Below are 14,184 nucleotides of genomic sequence, written 5' to 3'. Positions count from 1 at the left end.
ATCAGCCGGACCATTCCCTTTCTCGATTAGATGAAGAACCAGATGGCAATCATTATGGACTGAACGCACTATTTCGCGATGTTGTTCCTCTGTTCGGATCAGAAGCGGTTTGCCAGATGCATCGAGAATGTACCCGATGAGGTGGTCTTCAGATTTTCGAAGGCGGATGACACATGCATGACCATGTTGGAGCCGAATTGGCAAGATTTCTGGTTCACAAATAGATCGCCAAAGCCGCCAAATGAGAACCGTCTTTTCACGGAACAACGACGGGAGTGCCTTTTTTGCAAGGAAGCGCTTCCGGTTGTAGTGTTCTGGTAGTGGTGTTAAGGGGGCGGGGGTTATTCCAAATGTTTGGGCACGGGAAGTACGATAAGCTTGTGCAAGGCCAATTTGTCCTCAAGGGTCATGTCATCGCCATAGAGTTCGCGATCGCGGATGGCCTTGACGCTGTGGCCCATCAGTTCGCCACGGTCGTCATTGGGCAGTTGAACCTTCTTGAGGCGAGATTCAAACGAGTGCCTTGTGCCGCCAACTGTGTGCTTCTCGGAAGGCAGTAGGCCTCTTTCCCTGAGAGCCTTGTTTATCGTGTTGGAATAGTTGCTGTTGCCACGATACTTTGGAAATCCTTCAGGGTGCCGTTTGGCTGCTGCCATAGCGACACCGACGAGGGGTACCATCCTTTGAGAGGCTGTATTCTTAACCTCGCGGCATATGTCTCCTTCTTCCACCTTGATATGAAGGTGAGGGATCGGATGATCCAGTACAATCGAATGCGGGGGCAAATTTGAAATCTCACTCTGACGGCACCCTGTTTCGATGGAAATCAGCAGAATGTCGATCGCTTCGTCATTGATACCATCCAAAGCACCAGGAGCAAACCATTTCTCCGTCATCCAGTTTACCGGGATCTCGAGTTTCCGGTTGGGTTTCTCATAACGGTTCTTCTTGATGCCAATGCCCTGATAAAGCTTGGGCGGTTCAGTCATTCCGATGCTTTCGTAATAGGCGCTTAGCATCGAACGCATGAGGATAAAATCCTTGTTGGCAGTATCAGGCTTTGTTTTTCCCGAAGAGACTTTGTTCTGCCAGAACATCTTGTGTTTTTGGACAGCGGCGGCGGCGATTTCTGATACGAGGATGTCCTTGTTTCCGATTGATTTCATCAGATTTCGGACCGCCTTTTTCCTTGGGTTACGCCATTTGCGCAATTGGTCGTCATTCTTGTGCCTGTTGTCATGAGCGCAGAATTCTTCAACGTTGCCCACCAATTCTGATAACCGCAAACCTGGCTCTTCAACACCTCCGAGAAGAGCACGGGCAGCCCCAACATCATCTCCTTCCGCAAGTTTTTCGAAGCGAACCAGGGTCTCCTCCAGCGGAGCCAACAGCAATGACTCAGACGGCAGATAGCTGAGACCTCGTTTTTTGACGATATCTTGAGCAGCCCGGTAGGCATCGGCACTAGTCGGCTGGTCCTGAAGAAGCTTCAAAGCCTCAAGCTCGTCCAAGATTCCCTTCCTCATGGCTGGAGCCAATTCGGCGGCCTGGCGAGCGCTGTCTGTCTTCAATGTTCGATGGATCTCGGTCTTTCCGGCGATGCCGACATATTCCTTCCGGACCCGCATCCTGAAATGGAAAGTCCCTTTCCCGCGCTTGATCAAACCGCTCATGAATTGTACCCTTTTCACCGGTGTTGCAACGTCGTCCGGCCAACGACGGTTGCTACACTTTTTGCTACACATTCCGTTTGAATGCTCACAATGCAAGTAGGGCTAAACTTCTAGAAACAAAAAGAAAAATCAATATCGGCCAGATCCGCCAGAAGGACTGTCTCTTCGCCATACACCATTAATTTAATTGGGTAACTTCCCAATCTGGATTTACTATTGCCGATCTAGTGACAGTTTTCACGCGATAGAAAACGGTTTCCATGTTCGTATCCCTTCAAAGGTTTGGGATACACCCTAGATGACTGTCCGGTCTTCCGGGGCCAATTTAGAGATCGCGCTGACCGAGGTACTTCTAATTTTTTTTTGGGGGGGGGGGCTCGCTGGCTTGATATCGTCAAACCGCGCGCGCCATGTATATGCTCCAGCATATCGTTGAACCAATGCTATATGTGTGAGCATTTGCTATGCTGATCACATATAAATTCTGATATGCCAGAGCATATAATGGGGAGCTTTGATATCGTGCAGCCTATATGCGAGAGGCTACTCGATTGGCCTCTCCGGGCGGTATGAGGCCCCAGAGTCAGGATCAGAGTCAGTCGACTTTGACCGGTCCATAGTTGGAGAAGGCTTTGATCACGTCGTCCATCTCTTCACGGCTGAGGATCACCGGTGTGCCAAGCTGGCGACTGATCGTATAAACGCGCGCGATGTTTTCCAGCTCTTCAAGGCGCCAGATGGCTTTCTCGATGCTCTCACCCACCACAGTCGCGCCATGGTTGGACATCAGGCAGGCATGGCGGTCCGTCATCGCCGAACAGACCTCATCGGCCAATTCCTTGCTGCCGAACAGGTGATAGCCCGTGAGCGGCACATCATGGCCCCCGAAGGCCGCAATCATATAGTGACAGGCGGGAATGGGCTCGCGGACAATTGCCAGTGCCGAGCAATAGGCGGGATGGGCATGCAGCACCACATTCATGTCGGGACGGCTGCGCAAGAGAGCTTGGTGGAACTGCCATTCGCTTGACGGTTTGAGTTTGGCTCCGTCTTTGACCGGCACGTCCTCAAGACCCATCCGGACCAGCATTTCGGGAAGTAGATCATCGTAGGGGACGCCTGACGGGGTGATCAGCATATCTTCACCAGCATCCCCGACACGAACCGAGATGTTCCCCGATGTGCCCTGGTTGATGCCGCTGCTGTTCATCCAGCGGCAGGCGCTGATAATGGCATTGCGCGTTTCCAATGTGTCGGAAAGCCCTTGGTTAAGCCCTTTGGCCACGTTTCTTACTCCATTAACAACTGTGCTGTGTTGGAACAGGTCACAAGATGGGATGTGTATCCGCCCAAGATGGCCGCTTTGGCGCCCCTGACCCTTTCGGGGCCGGACGCGACAAGAAGGCCCATTTCCTTGCTTCGCATTTGCTCGAGCGTAACGCCGATCATGCGATCATCAATTTCGGTCGGGATGGGTGTGCCTTCTGCGTCAATCAAGCGGGCGCAGATAACCCCTGCGGCCCCTTTTTCTCGGCATTTGGCCAGCGTTTCGCGCGAGAGAATGCGTGTGCGCGCGATGTGGCTGTTGTCGCCCACGGTACCGCAGGCAAACAGCACCTTGTTGCAGTCATTCACTGCCTTGAGCTGGTCGGCAATATCGGGCTCGTCCCGCAATTGCTTGGCAAGGCCTTCGGTGGAAACGATCAAGGGCACATGCAGGTTGATGACGCTTGCACCAAAATGCCGGGCGATGGTTGCCGAGCAAACTTCGGCCGCATAGCCAAGCCCTGCGGCACGGGAGCCCACCAGCTGGACAACGGTGACATCCTCGACCGTGAGATGCGGGACAACTTCGGCCACCCGATAAATCGTCTCCCCCCATGCAATCCCCAGCTTGTCACCAGGTTCAAGCAATTGGGGCAACCAGTCCGCGGTCGCGCGGGCTACCCTTTCGCTGGACCCTGCCTGCCCGGTGGGGTCGGACGGCACCACCAGCACTTCGGCCAGCCCGTATTTTTCCTTGAGGCGTTCGGACAATTCGTGATTGAGAAAAATTTCGCTGTTGAGCGTGATCCGCACATAGTCCCGGCGACGGGCCTCGGTCAGATAATTGACCACAGAGGCACGACTGACTCCCAGACGGGCGGCAATGTCGTTCTGGTTCAATCCATCATGATAATAGGCCCATGTCGCCTCTATGATTGCGTCATCTTGACGGGATATCTGTCGAGGCAGGGATCGGGACGGCTTGGCCCGCGATGTTTTCTCTGAAACCACTGGTCAGTCCTTCAATGAATGGGGTTTCTGTGCCTCTGATGGGTACAGAAACCATCTCTATCCGTAACGTTTTTCAACCAGCGATTGGCGTTATAAGAAAACCGCCAATTGTGCAAGAAAAACTAGTTGGCGGATTTTACCATATCCGGGAACAAACCAGCCAGACCTTCCGGTGTGGCCTTGCAGACGCCACGCTCGGTGATGAGCCCGGTGACCAGTCGATTGGGCGTTACGTCAAAGGCCATGTTGCCACCTGACGTGCCTTCTGGTGCGACCTGTACCGTATCAATGGTGCCGTCGGCTCGGCGTCCCTGCACATGCGTGGTTTCGAAATCATCGCGTTCTTCGATGGGAATTTCGGCCACGCCATCATCAACGGTCCAGTCGATGGTTGGGGATGGCAGAGCAACATAGAAGGGAACACCATTGTCATGGGCGGCCAGCGCCTTGAGATAAGTGCCGATCTTGTTGCACACATCGCCGCGCCGCGTGGTACGGTCCGTGCCAACGATCACCATGTCCACAAGACCATGCTGCATCAAATGCCCACCGGCATTGTCAACGATATACTTGTGCTCGATGCCGTGACTGCCCAATTCCCATGCCGTCATGGCGCCCTGATTGCGCGGACGGGTCTCATCGACCCAGACATGCAAGGGGATGCCGGCATTGTAGGCATGATACATCGGTGAGGTCGCTGTGCCCCAGTCCACAGTGGCGAGCCAGCCCGCGTTGCAGTGGGTCAACAGACGAACCGGCTCACCGGCTGGTTTTTTCGCAGCAATCTCGCGGATGATCGCAAGGCCGTTTTCACCAATCTGGCGATTGATTTCCACGTCTTCATCAGCGATTTCGTGGGCCAGTTTCAAGGCCGCATCAGCCCGCATTTCCTGCGGGATAGGCCGCAGGGCTTCGCGACAGCGATTGAGCGCCCAACGCAGGTTGATCGCGGTGGGGCGGGTCTTGTCGAGAAACTCCCATGCCTTGTCCATGTTGGCATCAGACGCATCCTCAGCCATGGCCAGAGCCATGCCATAGGCAGCAGTTGCCCCGATCAGCGGCGCGCCACGCACGCGCATTTCCACGATTGCGTCGGCATATTCCTGCATGGTCGTTACCGCCTGGATCCGGAAATCATGGGGCAGCCAACGCTGGTCTATAATCTGGAGTGCACCCTGGTCATAGTCCCACCACAGTGAGCGATAGTGCGTGCCATTGACTTTCATAGGAAGTCCCTCTTGTTAAAGTCTTGCGCCATGCTAGCCAGAGCAGTCATGTCGGGAAGTGTATCGCAAGTCATGACAAGCTCGGCGCCCATCATCAGATTGCGGGCTTCAAGGGGCGCTCGCACAGCGGTGTCCTCGATGCTTTCGAAGTCGGCATTGTGTGCCAGTGACAGCGTCCGGCGATGCATTTCGATGCCGCAGATGGCGACAGCATCCGCCCAGATATCTCCAAGCAGGGCCTTGCAGGCCTCATCGGAGCTGTGCCCCTGATCCTCGAACAGGGCCTTGGGATAGAGCATCCCTGTGCGCTCGGTCTGCCAGAGATGGGTAAACTCTTCCACGAAGGTCTCCCATGTGCCGGTGATAACGGAGAGGATCCAGGTCTGGAAATCCTCCAGATCATCGCCGCGGTGGGCTGGCTGGCTGAAATAGGCCATCAGGAAGTTGGCAATCAACATGCCGATATCAAAGCCCATGGGGGCATATTGAACAAATTCGGGGTCAATCACCCGGGAGTCGCTATCCGTCGACATGATCGAGCCGGAATGCAAGTCCCCGTGCACCATGGTTTCGGTGTTGGACGCAAATTTCATCAGCATGCGCTGAACGCGGGCCTTGAGGGCAGGGTCGGACCGCAATTGGGCGACCACCGGATCAAGCTCGGGGGTGTGATGGTTGCGCTCCGCATCATAATAAGGGTCGGTGAAGACCAGCGACTCGGTGATGGCCGGGATTTCCACATTGCCTGCAAACATGGCAACGTCTGCTTTCTTGTCCGACGATTTCATCGACAATTCCGACCCGCGAAAGGCAGTCCGGGCGCAGAATTTGCCAAGGAATGGCGCGAGATTGTCGACCTTTTCGCCGTCAATCAGCTTTTTGCGCAAAATGGCGTGCGGCGCAATGAATTCCATCGCGATAAGGGCGTTTGGTTCATCGAACAGAAAGACTTCCGGAACCGCGCCGGGGTCTCTTTCAGCTTGCCGCTTGAGGGCATGATATTCGAAGAAGGCACGGTACAACGGCAAGGGCCAGCTGTCCCCGACCAGACGCACATAAGGCAGTGCCTGTTTTACGATGACGGTGCTCTGCGGACCTTCCACAATGAACACCAGATTGAGGTTTCCATCGCCGACTTCCTTGATCTTCCAGTCATCCCGGGATCCCCCGAGACGATTGGCAACGTCAGTTGCTTGAGACAAGTAAGATGGCAGGGTTTCGGCCGAAAATGGCGTGTAGTTTCTTTGATCTGACATGGCTTTTATCCTCCCATGGTGGTTCTACACTGCCATCAAATTATTCAAACGTCAAGTGACTTGACATATGAATAATTCATGTGAATAATCACCCTTGAAACTCGCCGCATGTCGGCGTAGGGAGGAAAAATTGAGTGAAGCAGTGCTTAGAGTTTCTGGGCTTTGCAAGGCGTTCGGTCAGAACCGGGTCTTGCGTGGTCTGGATCTGAAACTCTATCCCGGCTCGGTCACCGTTCTCATGGGAGCGAACGGAGCGGGTAAATCAACTCTGGTGAAAGTCATCTGCGGCTATTATTCGGCCGACGAAGGTGAGCTTTTGCTGGACAACAAACCCTATCAACCAAACGATTCCGCAGACGCCATCACACAAGGTGTGGTCACGGTCCATCAGTCCATTGATGATGGTGTCATTCCGGATCTGGATGTTGCCAACAATCTGCTTCTGGACCGGCTGGCCCGGTCGGACGCGCCTTTGCTGGTGCGGGATCGCGCCATGCGCAAGGAAGCAAGCGCCATCGCTGCAAGCATGGGGTTGTCCATGGATGTCAGCACTCGCGTCGCAGATCTTGGCGTGGCGGACAGGCAGATGATTGCCATTGCCCGCGCCATGGCAAGGGCCCCCAAATTGCTTATTTTGGACGAGCCCACCTCATCGCTTTCTGCGGCTGAAGCGGACCGTCTGTTCTCCCTCATCGACCGGTTGCGGGATCAGGGTGTTGCGATCCTTTATATCTCCCACCGCATGTCTGATATCCGGCGCATCGCCGACCGGATCATCTGCATGCGGGATGGCAAAATCTCCGGTCTTTTCGAAGGTCCGGCGCTGGATTATGAAGGCGCGGTTACGGCCATGCTCGGTCGCCAGATGACGGACGCGGATATCGAGCCCGTTGCGGCCAAAGCCCCCATCCTCGAGCTCAAGGACATTTCGCTCATCGAGGGTGCGCAAAAGGTCAACATGAGCGTTGGCGACGGCGAAGTGGTGGCCGTCACGGGCCTTTTGGGCAGCGGGAAATCGCGGCTCAGCGAGATCATCTTCGGGCTGTCGAAATCCCCCACCGGCAGCATGATCCTTGATGGCAAGCGCTATGCGCCAAAAGACGCCAAGACGGCGGTCAAGAGCGGCGTCTATATGTCGCCAAAGGACAGGGCGGCCAATGCCGTCATTCCCGAATTCGACATCGCCAACAACATGACGCTGCCGTTTCTCGGGTCTTTCTGCAAACTCTCCCTTCTGAGCCCGCGCGCCCAGCGCGGCGCAGCCGACAGCATGATCGGACAGATTGGTGTGGTCTGTCAGTCCAATGAAGACGGCATCAACACGCTTTCGGGTGGCAACCAGCAAAAGGTGATGATTGGCCGCTGGCTTATTGAGCCGTCCCGCGTTCTGCTTCTGGATGAACCCTTCCAGGGGGTTGATATCGGAGCACGGCGCGACATTGGCCGTCACATCCGCGCCACCGCCAAAGGGCGCGCAACGATCGTGTTTGTTGCCGAAATTGACGAAGCGCTGGAGATCGCGGACCGCATTCTTGTGCTGCATGAAGGCGCGATCAACGGCGAGCACAAAAATCTGAATATCGATCTGACGGCGCTGGTCTCGCAAGTCTCCGGCCAGTCCACAACAGAACAAGTGGCAGTGTGAATCATGGATAACGATAAAGTCATCAATTTTGCCATCAAATACGGGTTTCTGATCCTGTTGGTGGGTCTGGTTATCTACTTCAGTGTGGCGTCCAGCGGATTTGCCTCGCCGCGCTCTGCGGTGTTTATTCTGCAATCGGTTGCGATCACCGGCATTCTGGCGCTTGGCGTCACCTGCACCTTGGTCGTTGACGGCTTTGATCTCTCGATCGGCTCGACAGCGACCTCGGCCCTCATGCTCTCGGCCTATTCCATGGTCATTTGGGAACAATCGGCCTTTGTTGCCGTGCTGCTCTGCCTGATCATGGGCGCATTGGTCGGCTTCGTGAACGGCATTTTGATCGTCAAGTTCAAGGTGCCCGATCTGTTGGCTACCCTTGGCATGATGTTCCTGCTGATCGGCTTGCAGCGTATTCCGACACAGGGCAATTCCATCGCCACAGGCATGTCGCTGGCCGACGGATCACAGGCTGAAGGCACCTTCTCGCGGGCGTTCCTGTGGATCGGTCGTCATCGCTTTGATCTGGTCATGGACAATCTGCTTCCTGTTCCGGTGCTGATCTTCCTTGCGATTGCCCTTGGTATCTGGGTGTTCCTTGCCCTCACGCGTCATGGTCGTCTGATGTATGCCATCGGCTCCAATGAACGGGCTGCAGCCTTGGTGGGAACCCCGGTCAACAAATACAAAATCATCGCCTACATGATTTCGGGTGTCATGGCATCAGTTGGCGGCATTCTGCTGGCGGCACGCCTTGGTCGCGGCGATATCGCATCGGGCAACAATCTGCTGCTCGACAGCGTGGCCGCCGCCCTCATCGGCTTTGCCGTGCTGGGTGCTGCCCGCCCCAATGCCTTCGGTACCGCCGTTGGCGCCTTGTTCGTAGGCATCCTTCTGCAGGGCATGACCATGCTCAATGCCCCCTACTACACACAGGACTTCGTGAAGGGCGCCGTGCTCGTGATCGCGCTGGTCTTTACGTTCTATCTCTCTTCCCGCCGCGGATCGGGAGGAAAAGCCTAGAGCTCGTGCGCTTATGTCATGAATAAACAATCGGCATAAGATCACAGCTCACTCCGTCACAATCCAGCCAACACGAGATCCCTTTAAGTTGGCAGGATTTAGAAAAAGTCTCATTCATCTGGGAGGATACACAATGCTGAGACGTACCTTTATGAAACTGGCTCTGGCCACAACGGTCGCAGTGGGAAGCTTCGGCTTCCAGCCTGCTTTTGCAGCCGATATGCCAGCTCCATTGGACAAGCCCGGTGATGTCACCATCGCGCTGGTTCGCTATCTCTCTACCGGCGACTTCTTCCAGGCCTATCTGTCTGGCGCAGAAAAGCAGGCAGAAGCGATCGGCGTGGATCTGCGCATCTTTGACAGCCGTCAGGACGCCGCTCTTCAGGCAGACATGGTCGATCAGGCCATTGCATTGGGTGTTGATGGCATCATCATCCAGCACGGCTTGACCGAAGCCATGAGCGACGCGGCTCAGCGGGCCGTTGAAGCCGGTATCAAGGTTGTTGCCTTTGATGTCGACGTGCAGAATGAAAAAATCCCGCAGATCGAGCAGTCCGACTATATGCTTGGCAAACTGGCTCTGGAACAGGCCATCAAGGACAACGGCAACGAGTTTGTCGCTGGCTATGTGTATGTTCCCGGTATCGCTCCGCTAGATCGTCGTGATGTTGCATGGACAGATGCCAAGAAAGCCAATCCTGGCATCAAGGAAGCGGCGATGTTCGGCACCATGGACAATCCGATTGCCAACTCGGTTGCCAACCAGGCCCGCTCCATTCTGCAGGGATATCCTGACATCACGGTCATGTTTGCCCCTTATGATGCCTTTGCCAAAGGCGTAAAAATTGCCGTTGACGAAGCTGGCCTCAATCAGGACATCAAGATCTATTCCGCAGACGTCTCCACCGCTGATATCTCTGCGATGCGCGAGCCGGATTCCGCATGGGCAGCAACCGTTGCCACCAACCCTTCGGTTGTGGGTGAGGTTTGTGTCCGTACCTTGGCCATGATGCTGGCCGGCGAAAATCCGGGCAAGGAAGTTGTTGTTCCGCCAACCCTGATCACCCAGGAATTCCTGTTGGAAAACGACATCAAGAATATGGATGAACTGGGCAGGAAAATGCCGCAGTTTGCTCACGCTGATGTATCTGTTCCCGATTGGATGCCTTTGCCCAATCGTGATTGATCGCAACTAAACACCCCACCCCGGATCATTCGCGATCCGGGGTCGGGATCTCACAACGAGGGATGCAGACCATGCTGATAGGAATTGACAAATCCATGACCCCCGCCCTTCTGCACTGTTTGGCGCGGATGGGGCATGGCGACGAAATCGTGATTGCAGACGCAAATTTCCCCGCAGAGTCCATCGCCCATCATTGTGTGGTGCCTGAGGTTCTTGACCTGCCCGGTCTGGATTGTCCCGCCGCTGCCGCCCTGATCACCAGCCTCATGCCTTTGGACGGGTTCACCGACTACTGCGCCCTGCGCATGGAGATCGATGGCGAGCCGGATACGGTGGGCGAGGTGCATCAACATGTCTGGGATGTGCTTACCCCACGCCTGCCGGACGATGGTGTTCTGGGCAGTATCGAACGGCAAGCCTTCTATGCCCATGCAAAGACCACCTTTGCCGTTGTGAGAACCGCTGAAACCCGACCTTACGGCTGCTTCATTCTGCGCAAGGGTGTCGTCTGATCCGCATCATCAGATCGCGTTTCAGAACGAGCCTTGCGTTCAATCTTTCTCCCCCACGACATTTTCCCCGCGCCTGATTATCTCAGCCGCGACAAGAAGAGGTTTATCTATGCGCAACGAAAAGACGACCGCAGAGGTCGCGCTGGGCATCCGCAGACGGGTGTTCGAGCATTCGATCCGCAACAATGGCGGCTATCTCTCTCAGGCCTGCTCCGCCGCCGAACAGCTTGCGTGGCTCTATAACGAACAGCTCAATCTGGGGGCCCCAACGCTTCCAGCCATCCCGAAACCTTTTGCCGGCGTACCGTCTGCTGACAACCCCGATTACCATACGGGCGCAGGCTATAACGGCCCGGCGACACCGGAGTTTGATCGTCTCTTCATCGCGCCAGCCCATTATGCGCTCGTTGCTTACGCTACCCTCATCGAGGTGGGGCGTATGGATGAAGAAGGGCTGAAGATGTTCAACCAGGACGGCTCCTCTGTCGAGATGATCGGCGCGGAGCATTCCCCGGGAATGGAAGTGCACAACGGTACGCTGGGCATTGGCCTGTCCACCGGTGCAGGGCTTGCCTATGGCCGCAAAATGCGCGGCGAAACGGGCAAGACATGGGTCTTCATGTCCGATGGTGAAGTCGAGGAAGGCCAGACATGGGAAGCGGTGCAAGCGGCACAGTTCCACGGCATCGACAATCTGTGCGCCATCATGGATGTCAATGAACAGCAATGCGACGGCGCCATGTCCTCGGTCATGGAAGTGGGCGACATCCGCCGCAAACTGATCGACTTCGGCGCGGTCTGTGTCGAGATCGACGGTCATGACCTGGATGCCATGCGGCAGGCTGCTGAAGAACCTCATGAAGGCAAACCGCTCATCATCATGGCTCGCACCTCGCCCTTCCATTCCATGAAGATTTTGGAAGAGCGTTTCCCGCGCCTGCACTATGTCCGCTTCAAGAGCGAAGACGAGCGGGCCCGTTTCAATGTCTCGATTGCTGCCGACCTTGGCATCGATCCCATCGATTACGCCCACTAAGGAGGTCACAATGGTTGAAATGGTAAGTCGTCCCTATGCGACGGCCTTCGAAAAATACGCGGCGGGCAATCCCGACATTCTGTGTCTGTCAGCAGACCTGACCTCCTCATGCGAGGTGGATGGTTTCCGGGATCGGCATCCGGACCAGTTTATCTCCATGGGTATGGCCGAGCAGAATATGCTCAGCTTTGCCGGTGGTCTGGGTCTGGCCGGGTTCCGCCCCTTCATTCACACCTTCGGCGTCTTCATGTATCGCCGCCCCTATGACCAGTTGATGGCCTCCATTGCCTACCCCCGCAGAAAGGTGCGACTGATGGGCTTTCTTCCCGGTGTGACCACGCCGGGCGGGATGACCCATCAGTCCATCGAGGATATCTCGGTCATGCGCTCCATCCCCAATATGACCATTTTGGAGACAGGCGACGCGACAGAGGTGGAAACCATCTGCGAAGCCGCTGATAGCATCGACGGTCCGGTCTGGTGCCGGGTGTTGCGTGGGGCTGTTCCCCGCCTGTTTGATACCCCCATCAAGGTGGGCGAAATGCGCGAGTTGTCCAAAGGCGATGATATCCTTGTCGTCACGGCGGGCATTTGCACCGAGGAAGCCATGCGGGCACGCTCGGCGCTTGCCAAGGCAGGTCTTTCCATCCGCCATTTGCACCTTCACACCATCAAGCCGTTCGATCATAAAGCCTTGCTCGATCATATCGGTTCGGTGAAACATGGCGTCATCACGCTGGAGAACCATGTCACCGAAGGCGGCATCGGCTCACTGGTGGCCGAAACCATGGCGGATGCGGGCGTTGGCAAACGGTTGATCCGTCTCGGCCTCAAAGACACCTATGCCCATGGCGGTTCGCGGCCTTATCTGATGCGCTTTTACGGGCTTGATGCTCTGGCGATGGTCAGGGGTGTCGAGGATCTGATGGGCCAGAGCTTTGGCATCTCGGAAGAAGATCTTGATGCTGCGCGCGTCGAAGACGTGCATTCGCTGGTAAAAGCGGAGGCGCTTTGATGGAGCGGTTCGAGGTAACCTATCGCCTGTTTGCCGACGATCAGGCAGACGCGGAAGGGCGGGCGGCCAATATCGCGCTTGAGGATACGGTCGAAATCCCCCGCGATGTTGTACCAAGCGGCTACATCGAAGATGTCGTTCTGGGTCGCGTTGAATCGGTCACACCAGAAACCGAAACGACGTGGCTTGGTCGCATCAGCTACCATATTGATGCGGTCGGGCGCGAATTGCCCCAACTGCTCAATGTGGTGCTGGGCAATGCCTCCATTCTCAAAGGGGTGAAGGCCATTGCCTTCACGCCCAATGAGGATATCAAGGCACGGTTCCCCGGTGCACAATATGGCCGGGAAGGCCTGCGCCAACTGACGGGACGGAAAACCGGCGGCTATGTCTGTCCGGTGATCAAACCCCAAGGCTCCTCGGCGGAGCAGCTGGCCAAGCTGTGCTATCTGACAGCGCGAGCCGGTGCGGATATCGTCAAGGAAGATCACGGGCTTGCCAATCAGGATGCCGCACCCTTCCGTGAGCGTGTGAAGCTGTGTGCCGATGCGGTCAATCGGTCCAACGCTGAACGGGGCGATGCAGGCGAAACCACCAAATCCCTCTATCTGCCCAATATCGGCGGCCATGGGGATCAGGTGCGCGAGCTTGCTCTCTACGCGCAAGAAGCTGGCGCTCACGGGGTTTTGCTCATTCCCGGTTTGCTCGGCTTTGATGCCATCAATCGCCTTGCGCAGGATCCCGATTTCAAACTGCCAATCATGGCTCATCCATCCCATCTGGGGCCTTATGTCCTCTCGCCCGAGTTCGGCTATGGTCACGGCATGCTGTTTGGCGATTTGATGCGGTTGGCCGGTGCGGATATTTCGGTCTTTCCCAATCACGGGGGCCGGTTCGGCTTCTCGATTGGAGAATGCGAAGAGATCGTCTCCCGTTGCCACAGTGAAGACGGGCTGGGCCGCTCGATCCTGCCAAGTCCGGGTGGCGGCATGAGCCTTGATCGACTGGGCGATATGAAAAAGCTCTATGGCGAGGATTGCGTCTATTTGCTGGGCGGCAGCCTGCTGCGCTTCGGCGACAAGATCGGCGATGCCATCCACCAGATGCGCACCGCTCTCGACAGCTGATCAGGGCTGTCTTTTTAACCAACAAAACCGTCGCCCAACGGGCGGCGGTTTCTTTATGTCTGTATCCCAATGACAAGCTGATGCGTTCTGAAACGTCTCAGGGCGTTCAAGGGGGAGGGCATTTGCGGTGCGAGTGGCCGCGTTGCGTCTCTATCTTATGACCAGACGATTGTGCGCCATAACCGGATCAGCTGTCGCCGCGGAGTTTAGC

Annotated in this window: 13 protein-coding genes; 7 read left to right on the top strand and 6 right to left on the bottom strand. The window is 56.0% G+C overall.

Features of this window, described 5'->3' with window-relative positions; all coding sequences use genetic code 11:
- Nucleotides 1–98: 98 nt before the first annotated feature.
- From CPH65_RS23695 to mtnK, 6 genes are all read right to left on the bottom strand, one after another.
- Nucleotides 99–260: a hypothetical protein gene (locus tag CPH65_RS23695; protein WP_157747453.1), complete on the bottom strand. Its 162-nt coding sequence runs from the start codon at nt 258–260 to the stop codon at nt 99–101.
- Nucleotides 261–341: 81 nt separating this feature from the next.
- On the bottom strand, nt 342–1,673 hold the full coding sequence (locus CPH65_RS01905; protein WP_096171896.1) for a DUF6538 domain-containing protein: 1,332 nt from the start codon (nt 1,671–1,673) through the stop codon (nt 342–344).
- A 595-nt stretch (nt 1,674–2,268) separates the two neighbouring features.
- Nucleotides 2,269–2,958, bottom strand: a complete 690-nt coding sequence (locus CPH65_RS01900) for a class II aldolase/adducin family protein (protein ID WP_244574510.1) — start codon at nt 2,956–2,958, stop codon at nt 2,269–2,271.
- A 5-nt stretch (nt 2,959–2,963) separates the two neighbouring features.
- Nucleotides 2,964–3,950 (bottom strand): sugar-binding transcriptional regulator, encoded by a 987-nt coding sequence (locus CPH65_RS01895; RefSeq protein ID WP_197703939.1) that lies wholly within the window; start codon nt 3,948–3,950, stop codon nt 2,964–2,966.
- Nucleotides 3,951–4,072: 122 nt separating this feature from the next.
- Nucleotides 4,073–5,176, bottom strand: coding sequence for an S-methyl-5-thioribose-1-phosphate isomerase (gene mtnA / locus CPH65_RS01890; protein WP_096171895.1), 1,104 nt, complete (start codon nt 5,174–5,176; stop codon nt 4,073–4,075).
- On the bottom strand, nt 5,173–6,432 hold the full coding sequence (gene mtnK, locus CPH65_RS01885) for an S-methyl-5-thioribose kinase (protein ID WP_096171894.1): 1,260 nt from the start codon (nt 6,430–6,432) through the stop codon (nt 5,173–5,175). Before mtnK ends, mtnA begins: the two co-directional genes overlap by 4 nt.
- 130 nt (nt 6,433–6,562) lie before the next feature.
- On the opposite strand from mtnK, the gene CPH65_RS01880 reads away from it, so the two are divergent.
- The 7 genes from CPH65_RS01880 (at nt 6,563) to CPH65_RS01850 (ending at nt 13,973) form a co-directional block, all read left to right on the top strand.
- Complete coding sequence (locus CPH65_RS01880) at nt 6,563–8,077, top strand: sugar ABC transporter ATP-binding protein (protein WP_096171893.1); 1,515 nt, start codon at nt 6,563–6,565, stop codon at nt 8,075–8,077.
- A 3-nt stretch (nt 8,078–8,080) separates the two neighbouring features.
- Entirely contained in the window at nt 8,081–9,097 is a 1,017-nt protein-coding gene (locus tag CPH65_RS01875) for an ABC transporter permease (protein ID WP_096171892.1), read from the top strand.
- 133 nt (nt 9,098–9,230) lie between these two features.
- A complete protein-coding gene (locus CPH65_RS01870; protein WP_096171891.1) occupies nt 9,231–10,283 on the top strand; it encodes a substrate-binding domain-containing protein in 1,053 nt (350 codons plus the stop codon).
- Nucleotides 10,284–10,354: 71 nt separating this feature from the next.
- Entirely contained in the window at nt 10,355–10,795 is a 441-nt protein-coding gene (locus tag CPH65_RS01865; protein ID WP_157747452.1) for an RbsD/FucU family protein, read from the top strand.
- A 109-nt stretch (nt 10,796–10,904) separates the two neighbouring features.
- The gene (locus CPH65_RS01860; RefSeq protein ID WP_096171889.1) at nt 10,905–11,831 is read left to right on the top strand and encodes a transketolase; all 927 of its coding nucleotides are present in this window, start codon (nt 10,905–10,907) and stop codon (nt 11,829–11,831) included.
- Nucleotides 11,832–11,841: 10 nt separating this feature from the next.
- The gene (locus CPH65_RS01855; RefSeq protein WP_096171888.1) at nt 11,842–12,846 is read left to right on the top strand and encodes a transketolase family protein; all 1,005 of its coding nucleotides are present in this window, start codon (nt 11,842–11,844) and stop codon (nt 12,844–12,846) included.
- Nucleotides 12,846–13,973: a RuBisCO large subunit C-terminal-like domain-containing protein gene (locus CPH65_RS01850; RefSeq protein WP_096171887.1), complete on the top strand. Its 1,128-nt coding sequence runs from the start codon at nt 12,846–12,848 to the stop codon at nt 13,971–13,973. Before CPH65_RS01855 ends, CPH65_RS01850 begins: the two co-directional genes overlap by 1 nt.
- Nucleotides 13,974–14,184 lie beyond the last annotated feature (211 nt).

Origin of the sequence: Cohaesibacter sp. ES.047 (assembly GCF_900215505.1) — a bacterium.
Taxonomy (GTDB): domain Bacteria; phylum Pseudomonadota; class Alphaproteobacteria; order Rhizobiales; family Cohaesibacteraceae; genus Cohaesibacter.
This window is presented reverse-complemented; position numbering and strand designations above follow the sequence as displayed.

Coding starts and splice junctions, on each gene's coding strand:
- CPH65_RS01905 (WP_096171896.1), bottom strand. CDS start 1,673: ATGAGCGGTTTGATCAAGCGCGGGAAAGGGACTTTCCATTTCAGGATG.
- mtnA (WP_096171895.1), bottom strand. CDS start 5,176: ATGAAAGTCAATGGCACGCACTATCGCTCACTGTGGTGGGACTATGAC.
- mtnK (WP_096171894.1), bottom strand. CDS start 6,432: ATGTCAGATCAAAGAAACTACACGCCATTTTCGGCCGAAACCCTGCCA.
- CPH65_RS01875 (WP_096171892.1), top strand. CDS start 8,081: ATGGATAACGATAAAGTCATCAATTTTGCCATCAAATACGGGTTTCTG.
- CPH65_RS01870 (WP_096171891.1), top strand. CDS start 9,231: ATGCTGAGACGTACCTTTATGAAACTGGCTCTGGCCACAACGGTCGCA.
- CPH65_RS01865 (WP_157747452.1), top strand. CDS start 10,355: ATGCTGATAGGAATTGACAAATCCATGACCCCCGCCCTTCTGCACTGT.
- CPH65_RS01860 (WP_096171889.1), top strand. CDS start 10,905: ATGCGCAACGAAAAGACGACCGCAGAGGTCGCGCTGGGCATCCGCAGA.
- CPH65_RS01855 (WP_096171888.1), top strand. CDS start 11,842: ATGGTTGAAATGGTAAGTCGTCCCTATGCGACGGCCTTCGAAAAATAC.
- CPH65_RS01850 (WP_096171887.1), top strand. CDS start 12,846: ATGGAGCGGTTCGAGGTAACCTATCGCCTGTTTGCCGACGATCAGGCA.